The organism is Chromobacterium rhizoryzae (genome assembly GCF_020544465.1).
Taxonomy (GTDB): domain Bacteria; phylum Pseudomonadota; class Gammaproteobacteria; order Burkholderiales; family Chromobacteriaceae; genus Chromobacterium.
Map to the genome: position 1 here is coordinate 1,659,007 of NZ_CP066126.1, position 22,429 is coordinate 1,681,435.

The window sequence follows — 22,429 nt, forward strand, 5'->3', positions numbered from 1 at the left end:
CAGCGCCGGACTCCCTTAGCATAGAGTTCCGCGCCGGGGTTTCAATATTCCCGTTCCGCCTGTCGCGCCAGCATGCGTTTCAGCTCCGGCAGACAGGAGCCGCAAACGCCGCCGCAACCCAGCCGCGCCTTGAGTCCGGCCAAGTCCGCGCCGTCGGCGATGGCCGCCTGGATGCGCTCGGCGTCCACTTGCAGGCAGTTGCAGACGAGGCGCGCGGCGGCGGGCGCGGCCGCGGCGCCGGGAACCAGCGCGCTGAGCCGGCTGCCGGGCCAGGGCCGGCCGCTTTGCATCGCGGCCAGCAGCCGCGCGCCGTCGTCCTGGCCGCCGGCGAAGACGTAGGCCCAGGGCGCGTCGTCGCGCCAGGCGATGCGTTGTTCCAGGCCGCGGCGCGCGTCGCTGAAGGTTTGCAGCTGCGGGCCGCCGTCCAGGTCCAGCAGCCAAGTCAGCTCGGCCAGCCAGTCCGGCCGCGGCTGGGCGTGGGCGGCGTTCAGCACCAGGATGTCCGGCGGGCGCAGGCTGAGCGCGGCGTAGCCGCAGCCGGCCAGCAAGGGCTGCAGCCGCGCGCGCAGCGCCGGCAGGTCCGGGTGGCGGCTGGCGGCGCGCACCCGCCACGGCAGTTCGGCGCGTTCCACCCGCACCGCGGCGTGCTTGAGTTCGGGCTGGAACGATTGCGGGTCCACCGCCGGCGAGCAGGCCTGGTTGACGCCGCCGCTGTCCAGATGCTGGCCGCTCCAGTGCATGGCGGCGAACACGCTGCCGCCCGGCAGTTCCTCGCAAAGCGCCAGCGGCAGCACCAGGCCGCCGCGCCGGCTTTCCACCCTGACCAGTTCGCCGGCCTGGAGGCCGCGGCGGGCGGCGTCGGCCGGGTGCATGTCCAGCGTCGGTTCCGGCGCGTGGGAGAACAGCCGCGCCACCCGGCCGCTGCGGCTCATGCCGTGCCATTGGTCGCGCAGCCGGCCGGTGAGCAGGCGGAAGGGGTAATGGGCGTTGACCGCGTCCGCCGGCGGCCGGTAGGGCGTGGCGTGGAACAGCGCGCGGCCGTTGGCGGTGGCAAAGCGGCCGTCCTCGTAACGCCGAGCCTGGCCGGCGGCCGCGCCGGCCGGGAACGGCCATTGCTGCGGGCCGTCCCGCTCCAGCCGCGCGTGGCTGAGGCCGCTGAGGTCCAGATCGCGGCCGGCGGTCAGCGCCGCGTGTTCGGCGAACACCGCCGCCGGTTCGCTGTGTTCGAACAGGCTGGGCGCGTCCGGGTAGAGCAGCCGTTCCAGCCGGCGGCCCACTTCGGCGGCGATCCAGCCGTCGGCGCGCACCTCGCCCGGCGGCGGCACGGCGGCGCGCACCCGGCTGATGCGGCGTTCGGAGTTGGTGACCGTGCCTTCTTTTTCGCCCCAGCTGGCGGCGGGCAGCAGCGCGTCGGCGCAGGCGGCGGTGTCGGTGTCCGCATAGGCGTCCTGGACGATGACGAATTCGGCCTGGGCCAGGGCCTGGCGCGCTTGCTCCAGGTCCGGCAAGGAGTGGGCCGGGTTGGTGCAGACTATCCACACCGCCTTGACCCGGCCGGCCTTGAGCGCGTCGAACAGCGCGATGGCGGGCAGGCCGGGGCGGTCGGAGAGCCGTTCCGGCGGCACGCCCCAGTGGGCGGCCACTTCGGCGCGGTGTTGCGGGTTGGCGATGTCGCGGTGGGCGGCTAGCATGGTGGCCATGCCGCCCACTTCGCGGCCGCCCATGGCGTTGGGCTGGCCGGTCAGCGAGAACGGGCCGGCGCCGGGGCGGCCGATCTGGCCGGCGGCCAGGTGCAGATTGATCAGCGCCAGGTTTTTGGCGGTGCCGTGGCTGGACTGGTTCAGGCCCATGCAGTACAGCGACAGGCTGGCCGGGCTGCGGCCGAACCACTCGGCGGCGGCGGTCAGATCTGCTTCGGCGATGCCGCAGAGGCTGGCGGCCTGGCGCGGCGCATAGTCGCGCAGCAGGCGCTTGAGCGCGTCGAAGCCCTCGGTGTGGGCGGCGATGTAGCTCTCGTCGATCAGCCCTTCCCAGATCAGGTGGTGCAGCATGCCGTTGAACAGCGCCACGTCGCTGCCGGGCTGGATCTGCAGATGCAGGTCCGCCAGCGCCGCGGTGTCGGTGCGGCGCGGGTCCACCACGATCCACTTGCGGTCCGGCCGCGCCGCCTTGGCCGCCTCCAGCCGGCGGAACAGCACCGGGTGGGCGTAGGCCATATTGCTGCCGGCCAGCAGCACGCAATCGGCCAGGTCCAGGTCCTGGTAGCAGGTGGGCGGGCCGTCGGCGCCCAGCGCCAGCTTGTAGCCGCTGACCGCGCTGGACATGCACAGCCGGGAGTTGGTGTCGATATTGTTGCTGCCGATCAGGCCCTTGGTCAGCTTGTTGAACAGATAGTAGTCCTCGGTCAGCAATTGGCCGGAGGCGTAGACCGCCACCGCGTCCGGCCCGTGACGGCGGATCACGTCGGCCAAGCGCTCGGCCACGGTGTCCAGCGCGCTGTCCCAGTCCACGCGCCGGCGCGCGGCGTCGCGGGTCAGCCGCAGTTCGGGGTGCAGCGCGCGGCCGGACAGGCTGGCGCAGCTGTCCGCCAGCGCCAGGCCCTTGGTGCACAGCCGGCCGTGGTTGGCCGGGTGGGCCGGGTCGCCTTCCACGCCGGTGACGCGCGCGCCGTCGCTGTGGATCAGCACGCCGCAGCCGACGCCGCAGTAACAGCAGGTGGAGGGGGTGGTGGCCATGGCGTCCGCTCCCGGGTTCACAGTTGCAGGTAGACGTCGCCGTCGCGCAGGCTGACCGGGAAGCGGCGCGCGCAGCCGCGGTCAGGCGCTTGCGCCTCGCCGTTGGCCAGCTGGATGTTCCAGCCGTGCAGCGGACAGGTGACCACATCGCCGTGCACCAGGCCCTGGCTCAGCGGGCCGCCTTTGTGCGGGCAGCGGTCCAACAGCGCGAACACTTGTTGCGGCTGCGGCCGGAACAGGGCGATGTCGCCGCCGTCGCGCGCCAGCACGCGGCTGCCCAGCAGCGGGATATCGTCCAGCGCGCAGATGCGCAGCCAGCGGGAGGAGGGGGGCAGGATGGGTTCCATGGCGGCCTCAGGCGATGACTTTCAAGGGGATGTATTCCTGGCGCTGCGCGCCGGCGATGCGGGCGGCCCAGGGGTCGGGCAGGCCTTCCAGCGCGAACAGCAGCCGCTGGTACAAGGCCTGGCGGTTGGCGGCGTCGTCCACCACCCGCGCCTTGATGTAGTCCAGGCCGACGCGGGCGATGTAGCGGACGGTGCGGTCCAGGTAATAGCCCTCCTCGCGGTAGAGCTGCAGGAAGGCGCCGCTGTATTCCTTCACCTCTTCGGCGGTCTTCACCTTGCACAGGAATTGCGCCACTTCGGTCTTGATGCCGCCGTTGCCGCCCACGTACAGCTCCCAGCCGGAATCCACCGCGATCACGCCCACGTCCTTGATGCCGGCTTCGGCGCAGTTGCGCGGGCAGCCGGACACCGCCAGCTTGACCTTGTGCGGCGCCCACATATTGGCCAGCATAGTTTCCAGGTCTATGCCCATCTGGGTGCTGTTCTGGGTGCCGAAACGGCAGAATTCGCTGCCGACGCAGGTTTTCACGGTGCGGATGGATTTGCCGTAGGCGTGGCCGGATTGCATGCCCAGGTCTTTCCAGACATCGATCAGGTCTTCCTTGCGGATGCCCAGCAGGTCGATGCGCTGGCCGCCGGTGACCTTGAGCATGGGCACCTGGTATTTGTCGGCCACGTCGGCGATGCGGCGCAGCTCGGCGGCGTTGGTGACGCCGCCCTTCATCTGCGGGATCACCGAGAAGGTGCCGTCCTTCTGGATATTGGCGTGCGCCCGCTCGTTGACGAAGCGGCTTTGCGGATCGTCCACCGCCTCGCGCGGCCAGGTGGACAGCAGGTAGTAGTTGATCGCCGGGCGGCAGCTGGCGCAGCCGTTGGGCGTGCGCCATTCCAGGAAGTGGTAGACCGCGGCGTGGTCCAGCAGGCGGTGGTCGCGGATGGCCTTGCGCACCTCGGCGTGGCTGTGCTCGGTGCAGCCGCAGACCGCCTTGGTCTTGGGCGCTTCCTGGAAGCTCGCGCCCACCGTGTTCATCAGGATCTGCTCCACCAGGCCGCTGCAGGAGCCGCAAGAGCTGCCGGCCTTGGTGCATTTTTTGACCTCGTCCAGGGTGAACAGGCCGTTTTCCTTGATCGCCTTGACGATGGCGCCCTTGCTGACGCCGTTGCAGCCGCAGACTTCGTCGCCGTCCTGCATGCCGGCGGCGCGGCTCTGGCCTTGGACGCCGACGTCGCCGATGGCGGTTTCGCCGAAGATCAGCCGCTCGCGCAGATCGCCTATCGCGCGCTGCTCGCGCAGCAGCTTGAAGTACCAGGCGCCGTCGGCGGTGTCGCCGTACAGGCAGACGCCGATCAGCTTGTCCTCGCGCAGCACCAGTTTCTTGTACAGACCGCTGGCCGGGTCGGATAGCACGATCTCTTCGCAATCGCCGCCGCCGATGAAGTTGCCGGCGGAGAACAGATCGATGCCGGTGACCTTGAGCTTGGTGGCCATCACCGAGCCCTGATAGCGGCTGCTGCCCAGCTGCGCCAGGTGGTTGGCGCAGACCTTGGCCTGTTCGAACAGCGGCGCCACCAGCCCGTAGCAGACGCCGCGGTGGCTGACGCATTCGCCCACCGCGTAGATGCGCGGGTCGAAGGTCTGCAGCGCGTCGCTGACCACCACGCCGCGCTCGCAGTGCAGGCCGGCGCCGGCGGCCAGCGCGATATTGGGGCGGATGCCCACCGCCATCACCACCAGCTTGGCCTCCAGGGTTTCGCCGTCGGCGAGCCGCGCCGCCGCCACCGCGCCATGGCCGTCGTCCAGCAGCGCGGCGGTCTGGCGGCCCAGCAGGAAGCGCAGGCCGCGCGCTTCCAGCGAGGCCTGCAGCAACTGGGCGGCAGCGGGGTCCAGTTGTCTTTCCAGCAGCCAGTCCGCCAGGTGGACCACGGTGACGTCCATGCCGCGCTGCTTCAGGCCGTAGGCGGCTTCCAGGCCGAGCAGGCCGCCGCCTATCACCACCGCCCGGCCGCCGCCGGCGCTGGCCGCCAGCATGGCTTCGGTGTCGCGGATGTCGCGGTAGCCGATGACGCCGGCGAGATCGCGGCCCGGCAGCGGCAGCATCACCGGCAGCGAGCCGGTGGCGAGCAGCAGCCTGTCGTAAGGGGCGACGCTGCCGTCGTCGGCGCGCACCAGGCGGCGCGCGCGGTCCAGCTCCACCACGGTCTTGCCGGTGTAAAGGCTGATGCCGCGTTCGGCGTACCAGGCGCGCGGATTGAGCACGATGTCGTCGAAGGTCTGTTCGCCGGCCAGCACCGGCGACAGCTGGATGCGGTTGTAATTGGGGTGCGGCTCGGCGCCGAACACGGTGATGTCGTACAGGTCCGGCGCCAGCGTCAGCAGCTCTTCCACGGTGCGGATGCCGGCCATGCCGTTGCCGACCACCACGAGTTTGGGTTTGGTCATGATGGATGTCCTCGCGGGTTCAGAGCCGGGCGCTGGCGAGAGACCAGCCGGCGCGCCAGCGCTGGCGCAGCCCGGCCAGGCCGGCCCAGCCGGCCAAGGCCAGCGCGGCGTACAGCCACAGTCCGATGGCGTAGCCGCCGCTGGCCTGCTTGATCACGCCCAGGCCGGCAGCCAGCAGGAAGCCGCCGACGCCGCCGGCCATGCCGATCAGGCCGGTGACCGCGCCGATCTCGCCGCCGAAGCGCTGCGGCACCAGCTGGAACACCGCGCCGTTGCCGGCGCCGAGGCAGAGCATGGCCAGCACGAACAGCAGCAGCGCGCCGCCGGCGCCGCCCGCTTCCAGTCCGGCGGCGAACAGCAGCGCCGCCACCGCCAGGTAGACGGCCAGCAGCGAGCGGGTGCCGCCGACGCGGTCCGCCAGTACGCCGCCCAGCGGCCGCATCATCGAGCCGGCGAACACGCAGGCGGCGGTATAGAGCCCGGCGGTCTTGGCGTCGAAGCCGAACTGGTCGTGGAAATAGCCGGGCAGCGCGCTGGCGAAGCCGGCGAAACCGCCGAAGGTGATGGCGTAGAACAGCATCAGCCACCAGGCGTCGCGCTGGGCCAGCACCGCCAGATAATCGGCCCAGCGCTTGGGCGGCGGCGCGCCTGGCGCGTCCTTGGCCAGCCGGGCGAACAGCAGCAGCGCCAGCAGCAGCGGCAGACAGGCGAGGCCGAACACGTTCTGCCAGCCGAACTGCAGCGCCAGCGCCGGCGCGAACAGCGCCGCCAGCACGGTGCCGGAGTTGCCGGCGCCGGCGATGCCCAGCGCCGTGCCCTGATGCGCCGGCGGATACCAGCGCGAGGCCAGCGGCAGCGCCACGGCGAAGGAGGCGCCGGCCACGCCCAGGAACAGGCCCAGCAGCAGCGCGCCGCCCAGGCTGGAGAGGCCGACGCGCCAGGCGGCGAGCAAGGCGGCGATGACGACGATCTGGGCGATCAGCCCGGTGCGCTTGGCGCCGATGCGGTCCGCCAGCATGCCGACGGCCAGCCGCAGCAGCGCGCCGGCCAGGATGGGAGTGGCCACCATCAGCGCGCGTTCTTGGGTGTCCAGGTCCAGCGCGGCGGCGATGGGCACCTGCAGCGGGCCCAGCAGATACCAGACCATGAAGCTGAGGTCGAAGTAGAGAAAGGCGGACAGCAAGGTGGGCTTGTGCCCGGTGTGCCAGAAAGAACGGTCCATGCGAAACTCCTGTGCCGCGAGCGGCCGGGGGCCGGCCAAAATAAAAACGGCGTTCGCTCCTCGGTGATAGCAGGAGCGGACGCCGTTGTCCGTTGCCGTCCCGGCCGCCATTGGCCGGACAAGCATTTGGGGTGGGCGGGGCACGTCTTTGTGCCAGGCCCGGCTTGACTTATGCAAACGCCGTGCCAGCCTCCGCGCGCCGGAAATCCGGGTTTCGCGTGGATTCGCGGCGGGAAGCCGCACCGCGCTGGTGCGAAAATAGCCGGCCGCGCACTGAGTTTGTGCGTTGCAACATGCGAGGCTTAATCAAGCAGACGCTCCGTCGCCGGGTAGCGCGGCCGTCCGTCCCACTCCACGCCGTCGCACAGCCGGCTGCGGCGCTGCGGCCGGGCCGGCGCGGGCAGGCCCAGCGCGTCCGCCGCCTGCCGGTAAAGCCGGCTCTGGCTCACCGCGGCGGCCACGGCCTGCGCGTCCTCGTCGCCGCGCAGCCAGCCCCAGCGGCGGAACTGGTCGATGAACCAGACGCCGTCGGACGGATAGGGATAGTTGACCCGGCCCTGGTCGAAGAAGCGCAGCGCCGACGCGCCGGCGGCGGCCGAGGGCAGGGTGGCGGCGATCAGCGTTTCCGGCAGGGCGATATGCTCCGGCCGCGCCAGCCAGCGCGCCGCTTGGCGGCGGTTTTCGCCGTGCTCCAGCCAGCGGCAGGCTTCCAGCAGCGCCATGATCAGCGCGGCGGCGGCGGCCGGTTCTTCTTGCGCGAAACCACGGCGGCAGAGCAGGGCTTTTTCCGGGTGGCCGGGCCAGATCTCGCCGCTGGCGACGGCGATGCGGCCGGCCTGGCGCGCCGCCGCCTGCTGGTGCCAGGGCTCGCCGGCGCAAAAACCGTCCAGCTGGCCGGCTTCCAGCGCCGCGCCCATCTGCGGCGGCGGAATCACCACCAGGCGCGCGTCGCGCAGCGGGTCCAGGCCTTGCGCCGCCAGCCAGTAATTGAGCCATAGCGCGTGGGTGCCGGCGGGAAAGGTGTGCGCCAGCGTCAGCGGCGCGCCGCCTTGGCGGACGCGGCGCGGCAAGGCCTGCTGCGGCGCCGCCGCCAGAGCGTCGGCCAGCGGATGGCTGAGGGTGATGGCCTGGCCGTTCTGGTTCAGCGTCATCAGCAGCGCCATGTCCGCTTGCGGGCCGGCGAGGCCCAGCTGCATGCCGTAGGCCAGGCCGTACAGCGCCGCGGCGGCGTGCAGGCGGCCGTCCAGCAGCTTGTCGCGCACCGCGCTCCACGAAGGCTGGCGCAGCAATTCCAGTTCCAGGCCGTGGCGGCGGTCCAGGCCGAGCTGGCGCGCGACGATCAGCGGCGCGCTGTCGGTCAGCGGCAGATAGCCCAGGCGCAGGCGGTGGGGGACGGTCATGGGATTTCCTCGCGGCTCAGCCTAGCAGTTCGGCGGCCTGGATCAGTTGTCGGGCGAGATCGGCGACGCGCAGGCCCTCGCGCATCGCCTGCCGGCGCAGCGCCTGGTAGGCGTCGTTTTCGCTGAGCCGGCGCTTGTCCATCAGAATGCCCTTGGCGCGCTCGATCAGCTTGCGTTCGGCCAGCTGCTGTTCCGCCGCCGCCAGCCGCTGTCGCAGCCGGGCGTCCTCGGCGAAGCGGGCGCGGGCCAGGTCGATGATGGGCGCCAGCCGCGCCGCGTCGGCCTGGTCCACCACATAGGCCGCCACGCCGGCGTGGACGGCGGCTTCTATGGTGGGCAGGTCGCCCTGGTCGGCGAACATCACCACCGGGTGCGGCGCGATCTCGCCCAGCAGCGCCAACTGCTCCAGGGTGTCGCGCGATGGGGATTCGGTGTCCACGATCACCACGTCCGGCCGCAGCCGCTCCACCGCCTGCAGCAGCGCGGCGGCGCCGTCCACCTCGGCGACGACGGCGTAGCCGGCGCGCGCCAGCGCCTGGCGCAGCGAGGCGATGGTTTTGGCGTGGTCGTTGACCAGCAGCAGGCGCAGCGGCGGAGGCGTGGACATTGCGGCACCGGGGAGAAGGGACGGCTTGGCTGAAGCAAGCGCCGTGCCCAAGGGAACTCTTGACGCGATTTTTAGCGAGGACGGGGCCGGATTGACGCGGCGTTTAGCCGCGATGTCTTAGAGTGGCTAACAAAAATCAGTTTTACGGCTGAGGCAAGGCGTGCCGACGCAGGCAGTACTTGAGTACGACAAGTCGGCGCAACGCAGCATCAGGAATTTTGTTAGCCGCTCTTATCGTGGAGCGGAGACAAGGCCAATGGACAGGAGGTGAAACACGGGTGAACAACAGTCGTTGGCGAGGCCGGCCCCGCGCGAGCGGAGCCGGCCGATTTCATTTGAGTTTGACGTTCCAGTTGTCCTCGACGCAGCGCTGGTAGTTGCCGGCTTGCAGCGCGCTGTACGGGGTCTGGTAGTTCACCAGCTGGCATTTGTAGTCATTGCCCCATTTCCAGTCCTTTTCCCAATAGATGTTGTAGGCGGCGGAGCTGGCGGCGCTGAAGCGCTGCATATTGGCGCAGGACAGCTGCTCGTTGCCGTAGTCCCAGCCCAGGTCCTTGGCGAACTGGCGGTAGTAATCGATGCGGTTCTGCGCCGCCTGGCGCTCGGTGCCGCCGCCGCACTCGGCGTTGATGATCTGGATGGTGGTGGCGAAGTTGTTGCCGGCGCCGGCGGCCTTGTCCGCGGCGTTGGGCGCCCAAGTGCCGTCCAGCACATGCAGCATCGACGGCTTGGGCGGCTGCGGGAAGACGAAGAAGAAGGTGGCCGAGCTCAGGTTGAGCCAGGTGGAGGCCACCAGGTCCGGGTTCTTCAGCAGCACGGATTGGTCGCCGTCGTGCATGGCTTGGGAGAAGGGGCCGTAGTTGTAGTTGTAGGACAGCTGCTTGGCGCCGCGGCCGAAGTACTTTTTCCAGCTGCCGTCGGCGTTCTTGCCGCAGGTCCACACCTTGTTGAACACCGGATCGGCGCATTCGGTGTTGTAGCCGCAGCCGGGGCCGGTTTCGGCGCAGCCCATTTCGCGCAGGTATTTCAGACCTTGCCGCCATTCCGGCACCGTGTCGCTGCGGTTGTGGTCGCCGGTTTCCTGAGCGAAGTGGGCGAACATGGTGGCCAGGCTGTGGCGGCAGATGGCGTCGCCGTCGCGGCCGTCGCCGTAGTCGTCGCAGATGGCGGGGAACTTGGCGATGGCCTGCAAGAAGCGCTGGTAGCTGTAGCTGGCGTCGCGGCGGGAGAAGTAATACTCCCACTTGCTCGCCGGCAGCAGGCGCTCCACCCGGCGCACGTTCAGCGGGTTGGCGGCGCGGCCGGGCGTCACCTGTTCCACCTGGGCGTTGGGCAGGGTGCGGATCGAGGCTTTGACGTTGCGGAAGAAGGGGGTGTCGGTCAGGGCGGCTTCGTATTGCAGCGCTTGCTGCAGCGTGGGCGGCTGAGGCTGGCCCGGTTCGGCCAAAGCCGTGGCCTGGGCCGCCGCCGGCGTCCAGCTGCCTCTGGGGTTGGCGGCCGGCGTTTCGGCGCGGGTGCGCCATTTGGCCTGCCAGTCCTGGCCTTGCCATTGGACTTGCTGTCCGGCCTGATAGACGGCGCCGGCGTTCCAGGGCGCGGCCAAAACGGACTGGCAGGCCAGGCTCAGCAGCAGGGCGGTGAAGGGTTTGCGCATGTTGGCTCCTGTTGTCGGGCTGCCGGCGCGGGGGACGCCGCGCGAAATCATCGCAGCCGTTTATGGGGGCCTCGACACACCCGCTGCGCGGTCCGATGGCCTCGCTCAGTCACAGGCTTCTGGCTTTGCCTTGCGCGCGGTCTCGGGGCTTGCGTTCTGATGTCAGAGGACGCGTCTTGTTCTTGAACGGATCGCGGCGGTTTTCGAGGTTGCCCTAGATGGTTTTCTGCCGCGCGCGACGCACGGCATAGATACCACTATGGAACCAATTTTTGATATGTCAAACGACTTTTTGAAGGAGAATGGGATTGACGCGGCCATGCGGCCGGCGCGCGGCTAAGCCGGAAGGGGCGAAGAAGGCGGAAGCGGCCGCGGCGGGCGCCGGGGTGAGATCCCGGACGGGTGCGGCGTTGAGCGTCAATCGGACCGTGCGGCCGTCTCAGGGGCGAGAGGCGTTGATCCAGGCGTCGTGCGGGTAGCTGGCGGAATCCAGGCCCAGTTCCGACGAAAAAGTGACGTGACAGTGACGTCCTACTGCATTGACCGCAATCACGGTAAATGTGATTGCGGCGCTATCGTGTTGTTCGGCGATGTAATCGCCGGGTTTGAGTTCATTGACTCGCAAATGTTGCTCCAGGGCATGACCGCGATAGCGGGTCATGCCGGCAGATCAACGGCGTCGGTTGTGATGGGGGCGAGGCGTGCCGCCGCCGGCCGGCGCCGTCGGATGACGGAAATTGATGCGGCCCTTGGTCAAGTCGTAGGGCGACATCTCTACAGTGACGCGGTCGCCTACCAGAACGCGAATACGGTGCATCTTCATCTTGCCCGAGCCATAGGCCAGGATTTCGACGTTGTTGTCCAGACGCACGCGGAAGCGGGACTCGGGCAACATTTCAATGACAACACCTTCCAGTTCGATCATGTCTTCTTTGGACATTACGATTCCTTTCTAATACGGTAGGCCAACAGCCACAGCGGCAGTCACATGGACTGCCGCGAGCGGGTGCTATTGGCGCGTCTATTCGGTAACCAAGCTAGGGAGGGGCTGGCTTCACAGGCAGCCCTCAGGCAAGGCGGAGCGTCCGACAGGCAGCTGCCGGAACGATCAGAAAATCTGAGGCGAACGGTATTATATATCTAACGCACTGATTTGTCAGAAAAATACAAGAATTTATCCGGCAATGGCCGAATCAGGCGCGGCGATGAGGCGGTTTTCACAAAAAAATCAGGGAGATGGATTTATCCGCCGCCGTCGCCGTTGTGTTGAAAATCGCATTGGCAAGCGGGTTTCAACGCCCTTGTCCCGCTATCCCGCCTAAGCGCGGCGGATCGTAAACCGGTTCATTAGAGGCGGAGCGGGGCCGCGCCGCCTTTCTTGACCAGTTCGGCGAATTCGTTTTCCGGCATCGGCCGGGCGTAGAGAAAACCTTGGCCGTGCTCGCAACCGGCGTCCAGCAGGAAGCGGCGCTGGGCTTCGTTTTCCACGCCTTCGGCCACCAGGCCCAGGTGCAGGGTTTTGGCCAGCGAGATGATGGCCAGGCTGATGCTGGTTTCGTGCTCGCGGTCCGGCAGGCCGCGCACCAGCGATTGGTCGATTTTCAGCGTTTGCACCGGCAATTGGCGCAGATAGCTGAGCGAGGAGTAGCCGGTGCCGAAATCGTCGATGGACAGGCCGACGCCCAGTTGGCGCAGTTCGCGCAGCACCGACAGATGCGCGTCCGGATTGCTCATCACGAAGCGCTCGGTGATTTCCAGTTCGATCTGCTGCGGCGGAACCCGGCAGTCGCGCAGCGCCTGCTTCAGGGTTTGCAGAATGGGCGCGCGCTGGATTTGCGCGCCGGCGATATTGAGGCTGAGCACGCCCGGCGACAGGCCGGCGTCCTTCCAGCGGCGCAGAATGCCGCAGGCGTGGCGGATCAGCCAGCTGCCGATCGGGATGATCAGGCCGGTTTCCTCGGCCAGCGGAATGAAGGTGTCCGGCCCGATCAAGCCCCGGCTCGGGTGCTGCCAGCGCAGCAAGGCCTCGGCGCCGATCAGGGCGCCGCTTTGCAGATGATATTTGGGCTGGAACACCAGGAATAGCTCGCGCCGCTCCAGCGCCAGGCGCAGCTCGCGTTCCTGTTCCACCCGCAGCCGCGCGCGCTGGGTCAGTTCCTCGGTGTAAAAGCGGAAGGCGCCCTTGCCGTCGTTCTTGGCCTGGTACATGGCGGCGTCGGCGTTGCGCATCAGCGTTTCCGCGTCCTGGCCGTCGCGCGGGTAGATGCTGATGCCCACGCTGCAGCCCACTTCCACCTCCTGTTCTTCCAGGCGGAACGGCCGGGCGCAGGCTTTGACGATCTTGTTGGCGATGTCGATCACCGGATTGTCGGCTTTCTGGTTCTCCAGCAGGATCAGGAATTCGTCGCCGCCGATGCGGGCCACGGTGTCGTTGGCGCGCAGGCAGTCCTTGAGCCGGGCGGCCACTTCCACCAAGAGGCGGTCGCCGGCGCCGTGGCCGCGGGTGTCGTTGATCTGCTTGAAGTTGTCCAGATCGATGAACAAGACCGCCACGCGGCGGCGTTCGCGTTTGGCGGTCTGGATCGCGTGTTCCAGCCGCGACAGGAACAGCAGCCGGTTGGGCAGGGTGGTCAGCGAGTCGTAATGCGCCAGCTGCGCCATTTCGGCGGCGGATTTCTTGATCTGGGCGATGTCGGAGAACACGCCGACGTAGTTGCGCACCGCGCCGTCGGCGTCGCGCACCACGGTGACGGTGAGCCAGGCCGGCGCCACGCTGCCGTCCTTGTGCCGGTTCCAGATTTCGCCTTGCCAGCGGCCGTGTTCCGCCACGGTCTGCCACAGCCGGCGGTAGAAGCCGGCGTCGTGGCGCCCGGAATGCAATAGGCGCGGGCTCTGGCCCAAGAGGTCGGCGCGGGCGTAGCCGGTGAGCGCGCTGAAGGCCGGGTTGACGTCGAGGATGCGCAGATCGGCGTCGGCGATCATCACCCCTTCCAAAGTGTGTTCGTAAACGGCGGCGGCCTGCTGCAGGGTCTGTTCGCGGCGCTTGAATTCGCTGATGTCCTGCAAGGTGCCGCTCAGGCGGACGACGCGGCCGCGGCCGTCCTGTTCCAGCGAGATGTGATGGCGCACGTGGCGGTCGCCGCCGTCCGGCAGCAGGATGCGGTGGTCAAGCTGCGCGGTTTCGCGCCGGCGCAGCACTTGGCGCAGGCAGCGGCGCAGCGGCGGCCAGTCGGCGGGCGGCAGCAAGGCGGGCAAGCGCGCCAGCGGCGGCGGGGGCCGGGCGGGGTCCAGCCGCCACAATTGGTACAGCTCTTCCGACCAATGCGGGGCGGCGTCGCCGCGCCGCCATTCCCAATGGCCTATCCGCGCCTGGGCCAGCGCCTCGCTCTGACGGCGTTGAGCGTCGCTGTGGTATTGGCTGCGCTCCAGGAAGTTGGACAGCATGTCCGCCACCGATTGCAGCATGTGTTGCTCTATCCACAGCCAGCTATGCGGCGTCGGCGCGCTGACCGCCAGCACGCCGCGCCAGCATTGGCGAGGCCGCAGCGTGGCCAGCAGCGCGCTCTGGCCGTTGTCGCCCAGCAATTGGCGCAGCGCGGCGGCGGCTTCCGGCGCGTCGGCGCTGTCGTTCAGTTGCAAGGTGCGTTGCTGGCCCAGCTGTTGTTCCAGCCAGCAGAGTTTGGAGCGGGGGATGGCCGGGGCCTCGGCCGGCGGTCCGGCCGCCCGCGCCTCGTTTCGCCATTCTCGGGCGATGCGCACTTGCTTGCCTTCGGCGTCGAGCAGGGCCAGCAGGCAGCGGTCGGCGTCCAGGAATCGTCCCACGCGCTCCAGCAGGCCGCTCATGCGCGCCCACAATGGTTCGGCCGGTTGGCTGGCCAGTTCGGCGGACAGGCCGGCCAGTTGCGCGAGGATGTCCAGATGGCGGGTCAGCAGTTGCTCGGAGGTGAGCCGGTCGGTGGCGTCGTGGAAGGTCAGCAGCAGGCAGTCCTGGCCTTCGGCCCGCAGCGGCCGCGCACGGATGTCGGCATGGCCGGCGTCGCCGTCCGGCCGGCGCAGCGGGGTGGCGGCGATCTGGCTGGGTTTGTCCTTGGGCAGGGCCAGCAGCGGCCGCAGCGCTTCGGCCAGCCCGCTGTCGGGCGCCAGCGCCGAGAGCGCGAGGGGATAGGCGGGCGGCTCGGCGAGGCCCAGCAATTCCATCAGCGCGGCGTTGGCGTACAGCACTTGCTGGCCGCTGGGCTCCAGCAGCAGCACGCCGTCGTCCAATTGCTCCAGCATGGCCTGGGCCGGCGGCGGCTGGGGTTTGGCGGCGGCGCTCAGCGCCGGTTGCAGCAGCTGCCGCCCCAGGCTGTGGGTCATGTCGGTGAGCATCTGCCGCGCCTGTCGTCCGGCGGCGCTGTCCTGCGGCAGCGCGGGCTGGGCGGCCAGCGCGGACAGCATCTGCGCTTCGCCTATGGCGTGGCGCAGCGCGTAATCACGCACTTGCTCCAGCTGGCGCAACAGGCTGTCCAGCGACGCGCCGGCGGCGAAGGCGGCGTCGTAGCGGTTCAGCAAGTCGCGCAGACGGCGTTGGTGTTTGCCGGCGGCGGGCCCGCTATCGGCGGCGGCTGGTTTCTTGATCGTCGGCATGAAGTCTCTTTCTGCGCTCGCGCCCGCTGCGGACGCGGTCAGGTCTTGCTTCATTGTTAGGCATGGATTTCAAAAAGGCCAACCACTTAATAGCTATATGAGTGGTTCATAAAAACGCCGGCGCGTCTTGAACATGTCTTTGCGCGCGGCGGGGCGCGGACTTGCGCGGGATCCGCCGCCGGCGGGCGTTGCCGGCGGGGGTTTATGAACGCCGGAGCAGGCCGGCCAGTTCGCCGACGCGCGCCAGCGCCGCCAGATAGCGGTCGTCCAGCGGATAGCAGCAGGACAGCCGCAGCGCGTTGGGATAGCGGCCGCTGGGGGAGTACAGCGGGCCGGGCATGATGCTGATCTTTTCCGCGATGGCGGCGTGGAACAGCGCCACCGCGTCGATGTCCTCGGGCAGTTCCACCCAGATCAGGAAACCGCCGGAAGGCGCGGTGGCGTGGGTGCCGGCCGGGAAGTGGCGCGCGATCATGCCGCGGACTTTTTCCACGTGGGCGGCGTAGCGCCGCTTCAGCGCGCGCAGATGATGGTCGTAGCCGCCGGACTCCAGAAAGGCGCCCAGGGTTTCCGCCAGCACCGCCGGCTCCGCCACGGAGGAGGCGAATTTGAGCTGGCGCAGCGCGTGGCCGAAGCGTCCGCCCTCCATCCAGCCGATGCGGAAATCGGGCGCCAGGGTCTTGGTGTAGCTGGAGCAGACGATGACCCAGCCTTCGTCGTCGAAGGCCTTGACCGCAGGCGACAGGGTGTCGCCGAACTGCAGCTCGGCGTACAGCGCGTCCTCGATCAGCGGCACTTGGTGGCGGGTGATCAGCCGCGCCAGCCGTTTCTTGGCCTCCAGCGGCATGGTCGCGCCCAGCGGATTGTGCACATTGGGCATCGCCACCAACGCGTTGATGCGCTTTTCCGCCAGCAAGAGTTCCACCGCGTCGATGGACAGGCCGGTTTGCGGGTCGGTGGGGATCTCCACCGTTTTCAGGCCCAGGCTGGCGATCAAGGGCAGCAGGTTGAAATAGGTGGGCGATTCCAGGCCCACGGTGTCGCCGGGCCGGGTCACCGCGCGCAGCGCCAATTGCAGCGCTTCCATGCAACCGTGGGTGAGCACGATGTCCTGCGCCTGCAAGGTCATGCCCAGTTCCAGGCCGCGGCGCGCGATCTGGGTGCGCAGCCGCAAGGAGCCCGGCGGCAGCGCGTAGCGGCTGATCATGCCGGGCTGGCGGCGCAGTATCTGTCCCATCAGCCGGCCCAGCTTGCCGCCGGGGTAGAAGTCGCCGCCGTGCGGACAGGCCAGCGCCAGGTCGATGTAGTCCTCGTTCTGCTGCGCCTCCAGCACGGTGTCGATCAGGCCCAGCACCTGCGGGCGTGTGGGCGCCGCCGGGCTGCTGAGGGTGGCGGCCGGCCGCGCCGGCGACGGCAGCCGCGCCCGCACGTAGTAGCCGGATTGCGGCCGGGCCTCGATCAGGCCGCGGTCTTCCAGCACCCGGTAAGCGGCCACCACGGTGTTCAGGCTGAGCTGGCGGCTTTGCGAGGTGCGCCGCACCGACGGCAATTTGGCGCCGGGCGGCAGCGTGCCGCGCTTGATGGCCAGCGACAGATCGTCGGCCAGTTGCTGATACAGCGTGGGGGCTTGGGGGGCGACAATGGGTTCCATGAGCACAGCTTGCCGCGCTTGGGCGGTGGTAGACAGACACAGTGCCCATGATAGGCGATGGTGACAGTTTGAGGAAACGCCGCGCTGTCACCATCGCGAAAGGTGACAGCTGCGGCTGTCGGCGCGGCGAGGCGCTGCGTAGCATGGATTGGGAAAGCGGGGCCGCGTCGGCCCCATGCATCGTCATACCGCGCCGCCGGCCGGCGCGGAGCAAGAAAGTGAAGCCCGTCATGCCCGAATTCGCCCTACTGTCCTACGTGGCGGTGATGTCCATCACCCCCGGCCCCAATAACCTGATGCTGACCGCGTCCGGCGTCAATTTCGGCTTTCGCCGCACCATCCCGCACATGCTGGGCATCAGCCTGGGCTGCGCTTTCCAGGTGTTCCTGGTAGGCAGCCTGCTGTCGCTGCTGCTGGACGGCATCCAGGCCGCGCGGTTGCCGCTGGCCCTGCTGGGCTGCGCTTATCTATTGTGGCTGTCCTGGAAGATCGCCCGCGCCGGCCAGCCGGAGGCGGGCGCGGCGGCGCGCCCGCTGGGCTTTGTCGGCGCGGCGCTGTTTCAATGGCTGAATCCCAAGGCCTGGGTGATGGTGATCAACGCCGCCATCCTGTTCATGCCGGCGGCGGACGGTCAGCGCTGGCTGGGCGCGGCCATGCTGGCGGCGGTGTTCGCCGTGGTCAATCTGCCCTGCATCGGCGTCTGGGCCTGGGCCGGCGAGCGCTTGCGCGCCTGGCTGGCCAGCCCGCGCGCCTTGCTGGGTTTCAATCTGAGCATGGGCGTGTTGATGGCGGCCACCGCGCTGTGGCTGTTGTACGACGAATTCCAGCCGCAGGGCCCGGCGCGGGCGGCCGAGGTCGCGGCCGCGCCGGCGCCGCCGCGAGCGGTGGGCACGATGTCCGTTTTTGACAGCGGCTTGTCCGTAATCAGCGTTAAATAAAGGCGGGAGAGTCCGTAGCATTCGGGCTGTGTTCAATAGCGTCCGGCCCGGACGCGAGGGAGAAACCGCCATGAAGAAAACCGCCTTGCTGGTGATTGACGCGCAAGAGTCGTTCCGCCACCGTCCGTATTGGAAGGAAGACGAGATCCCGGCCTTTCAGGACAAGCTGCAGCAATTGATCGCCGGCGCCGAGAGACTGGGCGCGCCGGTGATCAACATTCTGCACGAAGACGGCGACGCCGCCTTTTCCGCCGAGTCCGGCCTGGTGCGGCCGCTGGAGTGGCTGCGCCACCGGCCGGCCGCCACCTTCGTCAAGCACGTGCACAACGCCCTGACCGATTCCGGCCTGCAGCCCTGGCTCATCCGCCACGGTATCCAGCGCTTGATCGTGTCCGGGATCCGCACCGAGCAATGCTGCGAAACCACCACCCGGGTGGCGTCGGACTTGGGCTACGAGGTGGATTTCGTCACCGAGGCCACGCTGACTTTCGACATGAGCCATCCGCATAGCGGCCAGGTGTTCAGCGCGGCGGAGATTCGCGCCAAGACCGAGCTGGTGCTGGCCGGCCGTTTCGCCGACGTCGTCAGCGTGGAGCAGGCGCTGGCCAAGCTGGCGCGCTGAACGGCGGGTATTTGACCATCGCCATCTCGACTATCTGATGTTACCGTAAAGCGATATCCAAAATGAATGCGGCGGGCGCGGCCCGCCGCGCAGCCATGGGAGAATTGCATGCAGCCCACCCTTCCGCCCGACGACATGCCGGTCTATCGTCTGCTGACCGGCCCGGACGACGCCGGCTTCTGCCGCCGCGTCAGCGAGGCGCTGGCCCTGGGCTACCGGCTGTACGGCTCGCCGGCGGCCACCTTCAACGGCGAGCGCGTCATCGTCGCCCAGGCGGTGCTGTGGCCGGGCGCGCAAGCCCAGGGAGGCGGCGATGCCGTGGAGTGATCTCTTGCAGGCGCTGGCCATCGTGCTGGTGTGGGGCGTCAACTTCGTGGTGATCAAATGGGGCGTGTCCGATGTGCCGCCCTTGCTGCTGGGCGGCCTGCGCTTCTGTCTGGCCGCGGTGCCGGCCTTGTTCTTCATCCGCCGGCCGGCGCTGCCGTGGCGCTATCTGCTGGCCTACGGCCTCAGCGTGGGCGTCGGCCAGTTCGCCTGCCTGTTCACCGCGATCAAGCTGGGCATGCCGGCCGGCCTCGCCTCGGTGGTGCTGCAATCGCAGGCCTTCTTCACCCTGATCCTGGCCGGGCTGTGGCTGCGCGAGCGCTGGCAGGCCAGTCAGATGGCCGGTCTGCTGCTGGCCCTGGGCGGCCTGGCGCTGATAGGCCTGAGCAAGGGCGGCAGCATGACGGCGGTGGGCCTGGGTCTGACCATCGCCGCCGCCTTCAGCTGGGCATTGTCCAATGTGGTGGTGAGGCAGATGGGCCGCGCCGGCTACAGCGTGCAGCCGCTGGGCCTGGTGGTGTGGTCCAGCCTGGTGCCGCCGATTCCGTTCTTCCTGCTGTCCTGGTGGCTGGAAGGGGGCGAGCGCATCGCCGCCGCCTTGGAGCATTTCACGCCGCAGGCGCTGTTCGCGGTGGCCTACCTGGCTTTTGTCGCCACTCTGTTTGGCTATGGCTTGTGGAGCCGGCTGCTGTCGCGCCATCCGGCCGGCAAGGTAGCGCCGTTTTCCCTGCTGGTGCCGGTGGTGGGCGTGCTGGCCTCGGGCCTGCTGCTGGGCGAGCGCCTGAACGCGCTGCAGGCGGCCGGCAGCCTGTTGTTGCTGGCCGGGCTGGCGGTGAACGTGTTCGGCGCGCGCTGGCTGGCGCGCCGGCGCGCGGGAGCGGCGACGCGTGGCGCTTGATATCTTTTTCGTACTGCCGCCCAATCTGCTGCTGGTGGATCTGGCCGGCCCGGCCGACGCTTTTCGCATCGCCGCGCAACTGGGCGCGCCGTTCCGGCCGCATTACATCGCGCCGGCGGCCGGCGTGCCCACCTCGCTGGGTCTGAGCCTTGAAGGCGCGACGCCCTTGCCGGAAGCGCTGCCGGACGAGGCGCTGGTGGTGATCAGCGGCGCCGCGCATTCGATCGAGGCCTATGCGCGGCCGGAGGCGCGCGAGATCGTGCGCTGGCTGCGCCGCCGGGTGGACCCCGGCCGCCAGCGCGTGGCCAGCATTTGCTCAGGCAGCCTGCTGGCGGCGGAAGCCGGCCTGCTGGACGGCCGCCAGTGCACCACTCACCACACCCTGCTGCAGCGTTTGCAGCAACTGGCGCCGCAGGCCAGGGTGCAGCAGAACCGCGTCTTCGTGCAGGACGGGCCCATCAGCAGCAGCGCCGGCATCACCGCGGGGGTGGACTTGGCGCTGCAGCTGATCGCGCAGCTGGCCGGCCCGGCGCTGGCGCGGGACGTGGCGCGCCACATGGTGGTGTATTTCCGCCGTTCCGCCGGGGATCCGGAGTTGTCGCCGTGGCTGACGCACCGCAACCATTTGCACCCGGCGGTGCACAAGGCGCAGGACCTGATCGCCGCCGATCCGGCGCGCGGCTGGCGGGTGGAGGACTTGGCCGGCCAGGTGCACGTCAGCGCCAGGCATTTGTCGCGCTTGTTCCGCGAGCACGCCGGCGTGTCGGTGCACGACTATCACACCGGGCTGCGCCTGGCGCTGGCCAGCCAGTGGCGCGGCGCCGGCCTGTCCAAGGAGAAGGCCGCGCTGGCGGCCGGATTTTCCTCGGCGCGGCAATTGAACCGGGCCGACGCCGGCGGCCATTGATGCGGGCGGGATTTTGTTTTTATTCAAGTTTTGCATAGGAATGCCGATGTTGCGGTTGACGTTCGCTTAGATCGCTTCATAATTCGAGCAATATCCAACGGTATTTGCCATGAAAACGATTCCCAGTGTTGCCTGCTTCCTGTCCGTCTTGCTGGGCTTGTCCGCCTGCGCCACCGCCGAGCGTCCGCCGCTGGCTGCCGAGGCGCCGCGCGCCGCGGCGGGGATGACGCCGAGCGGCGTCGGTTTCGTCGGTCCTGGCATTGAAACCGAAGCGCCCAAGGTGGTGGTCAAGGAAGTGAATCCCTATCAGCCCATTGTGGTGCGGGTGGTGGGCAGCGGCGCGGCGCCGTACACCTCCAGCCTGACACCGTCGCAGCGCAAGCTGCTGGCCTTGCGCGCCGCCCGGCTGGACGCTTTCCGCGCCATCGCGGAACAGGTGCAGGGCATGAAGCTGGTGGGCAACAGCTCGGTGTCGAACATGATCGCCAACAGCGATAGCTTCCGCACCTATGTGGACGCCTATCTGCGCGGGGTCAACATCGTGTCCAACAGCATGAAGCCGGACGGCACCAGCGAGGCGGTGGCCGAGATCACGCTGGATCAGGACTTCTACAAGCAGTTCCGCCAGGCGCTGGACAAGACCGGCAGCGTGATGAAGGCTTCGCAGGAAAACGCCACGTCCGGCCTGCAGTGCGCCGAGGGCAATTGCGGCGCGGCGCGTTACAACAGCAACTACTACATGGCTCAATGATGCGGTTTCGTTTCCGTACCCTGCTGGCCGCCGCGTTTGCGGCGGCTTTTGTTTGTCCGGCCGGCGCCGAGATCATGCGCGCCGAGGGCGTGGCCTCGTTGGACAACGGCGTCGCCGCCGCGCGCGAGCAGGCGCTGCAGGACGCGCTCAAGATGGTGGCGCTGCGCCAGGGCGCGCGGGTGGAGGCTTCGCAGGGGCTGGATTACGGCAGGAGCAGCGAGTCCGGCACGCTGACGCCGCTGGCGCCGGCGCAGGGCGCGGTCAAGGTGGTGAAGGAGTTCCAGCAGGGCAAGCTCTACCATGTGCTGGTGGAGGTGGACACCGCCAAACCGTCCGGCGCCGCGCGCGGCAAGGAGGCCGCCTGCGCGATGCCGCCGGGCCGCAGCCTGCGCCGCAAGATCGTCACCACGTATTTCCAGGTGGACCGCCCGGCGGAGGCGTCCGACATGCCGGAGCTGGCCACCGGCCTGCCCACCGAGCTGTCGCGGCGGCTGGGCGCCAACCGCATGTACAGCCTGTTGGACGCCAACACGGTGTCGGTGCTCGCGGATGCGCGCGTGGCCGAACCGGCCGCCGGCGCGGAGATCGCCCGCCGCATCGGCCAGTCCGAGGACGCCCAGTTCGTGGTGGCCGGGCGGGTGCTGGCCACCGGCGCCACCGCCAAGGGGCTGCGCAAATCGCTGTACGAGTCCAACAACACCAGTCAGCAGGGGACGTTCTACAACGGGCCGTTCGCCGGCCTGTTCGGCGGCGGGGTCAAATACGTGCCCACCGAGCGCCAGTTCGACGCCGAAGTCTGGGTGTACGACGCGCTGACCGGCGCCTTGCTGGCCCGCGAGCGGGTGTCGGAGCTGGCCAAGGGCGAAGTGACGCCGAATCCGCCGCGGCCCTTCGCCTCGGCGGCGTTCTGGCAGAGCGATTACGGCCAGGCGGTGAACCGGGCGCTGGATCAGGCGGTGAGCAGGATAGGCGAGGTGATTTCCTGCATTCCGTTCTCCGCCCGCATCGTCAAATTGGCCGGCCCGCGCCAGGTCTACATCAACGCCGGCTCGCTGGACGGCGTCGCCGTCGGCGATAAATTCCTGGTCTATCAGCGCAAGAGCGCGCAGCCGGTGCGCGATCTGATCTCCGGGCGCGAGCTGGGCGTGCCGGAAACCCTGGCCGGCGACGTCGTCATCAGCCAGGTGCAGCCCAATTTCGCCGTCGGCGCGGTGCAGGCGCCGGGCAAGGTGGAAGAAGGCGATTACGTGCGCTTCATGCCGCGGCGCTGAGCGCGGCCGCCAATGAAAAAAAGCCCGCCTTCACGG

Annotated in this window: 18 protein-coding genes; 7 read left to right on the top strand and 11 right to left on the bottom strand. The window is 68.8% G+C overall.

The features are described from left to right. Positions 1-41: 41 nt before the first annotated feature. From JC616_RS07600 to JC616_RS07650, 11 genes are all read right to left on the bottom strand, one after another. Positions 42-2,735: a nitrate reductase gene (locus JC616_RS07600; protein ID WP_227107580.1), complete on the bottom strand. Its 2,694-nt coding sequence runs from the start codon at positions 2,733-2,735 to the stop codon at positions 42-44. A 17-nt stretch (positions 2,736-2,752) separates the two neighbouring features. Then, the gene (gene nirD / locus JC616_RS07605; protein ID WP_227107582.1) at positions 2,753-3,082 is read right to left on the bottom strand and encodes a nitrite reductase small subunit NirD; all 330 of its coding nucleotides are present in this window, start codon (positions 3,080-3,082) and stop codon (positions 2,753-2,755) included. A 7-nt stretch (positions 3,083-3,089) separates the two neighbouring features. After that, positions 3,090-5,522 (bottom strand): nitrite reductase large subunit NirB, encoded by a 2,433-nt coding sequence (gene nirB / locus JC616_RS07610; protein WP_227107584.1) that lies wholly within the window; start codon positions 5,520-5,522, stop codon positions 3,090-3,092. 19 nt (positions 5,523-5,541) lie between these two features. Further along, a complete protein-coding gene (locus tag JC616_RS07615; RefSeq protein ID WP_048409169.1) occupies positions 5,542-6,744 on the bottom strand; it encodes an MFS transporter in 1,203 nt (400 codons plus the stop codon). Positions 6,745-7,046: 302 nt separating this feature from the next. Further along, complete coding sequence (locus tag JC616_RS07620; RefSeq protein ID WP_227107586.1) at positions 7,047-8,144, bottom strand: CmpA/NrtA family ABC transporter substrate-binding protein; 1,098 nt, start codon at positions 8,142-8,144, stop codon at positions 7,047-7,049. A 16-nt stretch (positions 8,145-8,160) separates the two neighbouring features. Further along, positions 8,161-8,751 (bottom strand): ANTAR domain-containing response regulator, encoded by a 591-nt coding sequence (locus JC616_RS07625; protein ID WP_107800268.1) that lies wholly within the window; start codon positions 8,749-8,751, stop codon positions 8,161-8,163. 331 nt (positions 8,752-9,082) lie between these two features. Then, positions 9,083-10,405, bottom strand: a complete 1,323-nt coding sequence (locus tag JC616_RS07630; RefSeq protein WP_227107588.1) for a glycoside hydrolase family 19 protein — start codon at positions 10,403-10,405, stop codon at positions 9,083-9,085. Between the two features lie 439 nt (positions 10,406-10,844). Further along, on the bottom strand, positions 10,845-11,066 hold the full coding sequence (locus JC616_RS07635; protein ID WP_048409173.1) for a hypothetical protein: 222 nt from the start codon (positions 11,064-11,066) through the stop codon (positions 10,845-10,847). Positions 11,067-11,075: 9 nt separating this feature from the next. Next, positions 11,076-11,345 (bottom strand): translation initiation factor IF-1, encoded by a 270-nt coding sequence (infA, locus tag JC616_RS07640; RefSeq protein WP_019104365.1) that lies wholly within the window; start codon positions 11,343-11,345, stop codon positions 11,076-11,078. Between the two features lie 407 nt (positions 11,346-11,752). Continuing rightward, positions 11,753-15,031 (bottom strand): sensor domain-containing protein, encoded by a 3,279-nt coding sequence (locus tag JC616_RS07645; RefSeq protein ID WP_227107590.1) that lies wholly within the window; start codon positions 15,029-15,031, stop codon positions 11,753-11,755. A 202-nt stretch (positions 15,032-15,233) separates the two neighbouring features. Continuing rightward, complete coding sequence (locus JC616_RS07650; protein ID WP_107800265.1) at positions 15,234-16,682, bottom strand: aminotransferase-like domain-containing protein; 1,449 nt, start codon at positions 16,680-16,682, stop codon at positions 15,234-15,236. Positions 16,683-16,912: 230 nt separating this feature from the next. On the opposite strand from JC616_RS07650, the gene JC616_RS07655 reads away from it, so the two are divergent. From JC616_RS07655 to JC616_RS07685, 7 genes are all read left to right on the top strand, one after another. Further along, on the top strand, positions 16,913-17,620 hold the full coding sequence (locus JC616_RS07655) for a LysE family translocator (RefSeq protein WP_227107592.1): 708 nt from the start codon (positions 16,913-16,915) through the stop codon (positions 17,618-17,620). A gap of 70 nt (positions 17,621-17,690) precedes the next feature. Continuing rightward, complete coding sequence (locus JC616_RS07660) at positions 17,691-18,242, top strand: isochorismatase family protein (RefSeq protein ID WP_107800263.1); 552 nt, start codon at positions 17,691-17,693, stop codon at positions 18,240-18,242. Between the two features lie 108 nt (positions 18,243-18,350). After that, entirely contained in the window at positions 18,351-18,569 is a 219-nt protein-coding gene (locus JC616_RS07665; protein WP_449727709.1) for a DUF1737 domain-containing protein, read from the top strand. After that, positions 18,556-19,464 carry an EamA family transporter gene (locus tag JC616_RS07670; RefSeq protein ID WP_107800261.1) on the top strand — a complete coding sequence of 303 codons (909 nt, stop codon included), beginning with the start codon at positions 18,556-18,558 and terminating at the stop codon, positions 19,462-19,464. The genes JC616_RS07665 and JC616_RS07670 overlap by 14 nt, the downstream gene beginning before the upstream one ends. Then, positions 19,454-20,371 (top strand): GlxA family transcriptional regulator, encoded by a 918-nt coding sequence (locus tag JC616_RS07675; protein WP_227107595.1) that lies wholly within the window; start codon positions 19,454-19,456, stop codon positions 20,369-20,371. The genes JC616_RS07670 and JC616_RS07675 overlap by 11 nt, the downstream gene beginning before the upstream one ends. A 109-nt stretch (positions 20,372-20,480) precedes the next feature. Continuing rightward, the gene (locus JC616_RS07680; RefSeq protein WP_227107597.1) at positions 20,481-21,122 is read left to right on the top strand and encodes an LPP20 family lipoprotein; all 642 of its coding nucleotides are present in this window, start codon (positions 20,481-20,483) and stop codon (positions 21,120-21,122) included. Then, positions 21,119-22,393: a flagellar assembly protein T N-terminal domain-containing protein gene (locus JC616_RS07685; protein WP_227107598.1), complete on the top strand. Its 1,275-nt coding sequence runs from the start codon at positions 21,119-21,121 to the stop codon at positions 22,391-22,393. Before JC616_RS07680 ends, JC616_RS07685 begins: the two co-directional genes overlap by 4 nt. Positions 22,394-22,429 lie beyond the last annotated feature (36 nt).

Coding starts and splice junctions, on each gene's coding strand:
- JC616_RS07600 (WP_227107580.1), bottom strand. CDS start 2,735: ATGGCCACCACCCCCTCCACCTGCTGTTACTGCGGCGTCGGCTGCGGC.
- nirD (WP_227107582.1), bottom strand. CDS start 3,082: ATGGAACCCATCCTGCCCCCCTCCTCCCGCTGGCTGCGCATCTGCGCG.
- nirB (WP_227107584.1), bottom strand. CDS start 5,522: ATGACCAAACCCAAACTCGTGGTGGTCGGCAACGGCATGGCCGGCATC.
- JC616_RS07615 (WP_048409169.1), bottom strand. CDS start 6,744: ATGGACCGTTCTTTCTGGCACACCGGGCACAAGCCCACCTTGCTGTCC.
- JC616_RS07620 (WP_227107586.1), bottom strand. CDS start 8,144: ATGACCGTCCCCCACCGCCTGCGCCTGGGCTATCTGCCGCTGACCGAC.
- JC616_RS07625 (WP_107800268.1), bottom strand. CDS start 8,751: ATGTCCACGCCTCCGCCGCTGCGCCTGCTGCTGGTCAACGACCACGCC.
- JC616_RS07630 (WP_227107588.1), bottom strand. CDS start 10,405: ATGCGCAAACCCTTCACCGCCCTGCTGCTGAGCCTGGCCTGCCAGTCC.
- JC616_RS07635 (WP_048409173.1), bottom strand. CDS start 11,066: ATGACCCGCTATCGCGGTCATGCCCTGGAGCAACATTTGCGAGTCAAT.
- infA (WP_019104365.1), bottom strand. CDS start 11,345: ATGTCCAAAGAAGACATGATCGAACTGGAAGGTGTTGTCATTGAAATG.
- JC616_RS07645 (WP_227107590.1), bottom strand. CDS start 15,031: ATGCCGACGATCAAGAAACCAGCCGCCGCCGATAGCGGGCCCGCCGCC.
- JC616_RS07650 (WP_107800265.1), bottom strand. CDS start 16,682: ATGGAACCCATTGTCGCCCCCCAAGCCCCCACGCTGTATCAGCAACTG.
- JC616_RS07655 (WP_227107592.1), top strand. CDS start 16,913: ATGCCCGAATTCGCCCTACTGTCCTACGTGGCGGTGATGTCCATCACC.
- JC616_RS07660 (WP_107800263.1), top strand. CDS start 17,691: ATGAAGAAAACCGCCTTGCTGGTGATTGACGCGCAAGAGTCGTTCCGC.
- JC616_RS07665 (WP_449727709.1), top strand. CDS start 18,351: ATGCAGCCCACCCTTCCGCCCGACGACATGCCGGTCTATCGTCTGCTG.
- JC616_RS07670 (WP_107800261.1), top strand. CDS start 18,556: ATGCCGTGGAGTGATCTCTTGCAGGCGCTGGCCATCGTGCTGGTGTGG.
- JC616_RS07680 (WP_227107597.1), top strand. CDS start 20,481: ATGAAAACGATTCCCAGTGTTGCCTGCTTCCTGTCCGTCTTGCTGGGC.
- JC616_RS07685 (WP_227107598.1), top strand. CDS start 21,119: ATGATGCGGTTTCGTTTCCGTACCCTGCTGGCCGCCGCGTTTGCGGCG.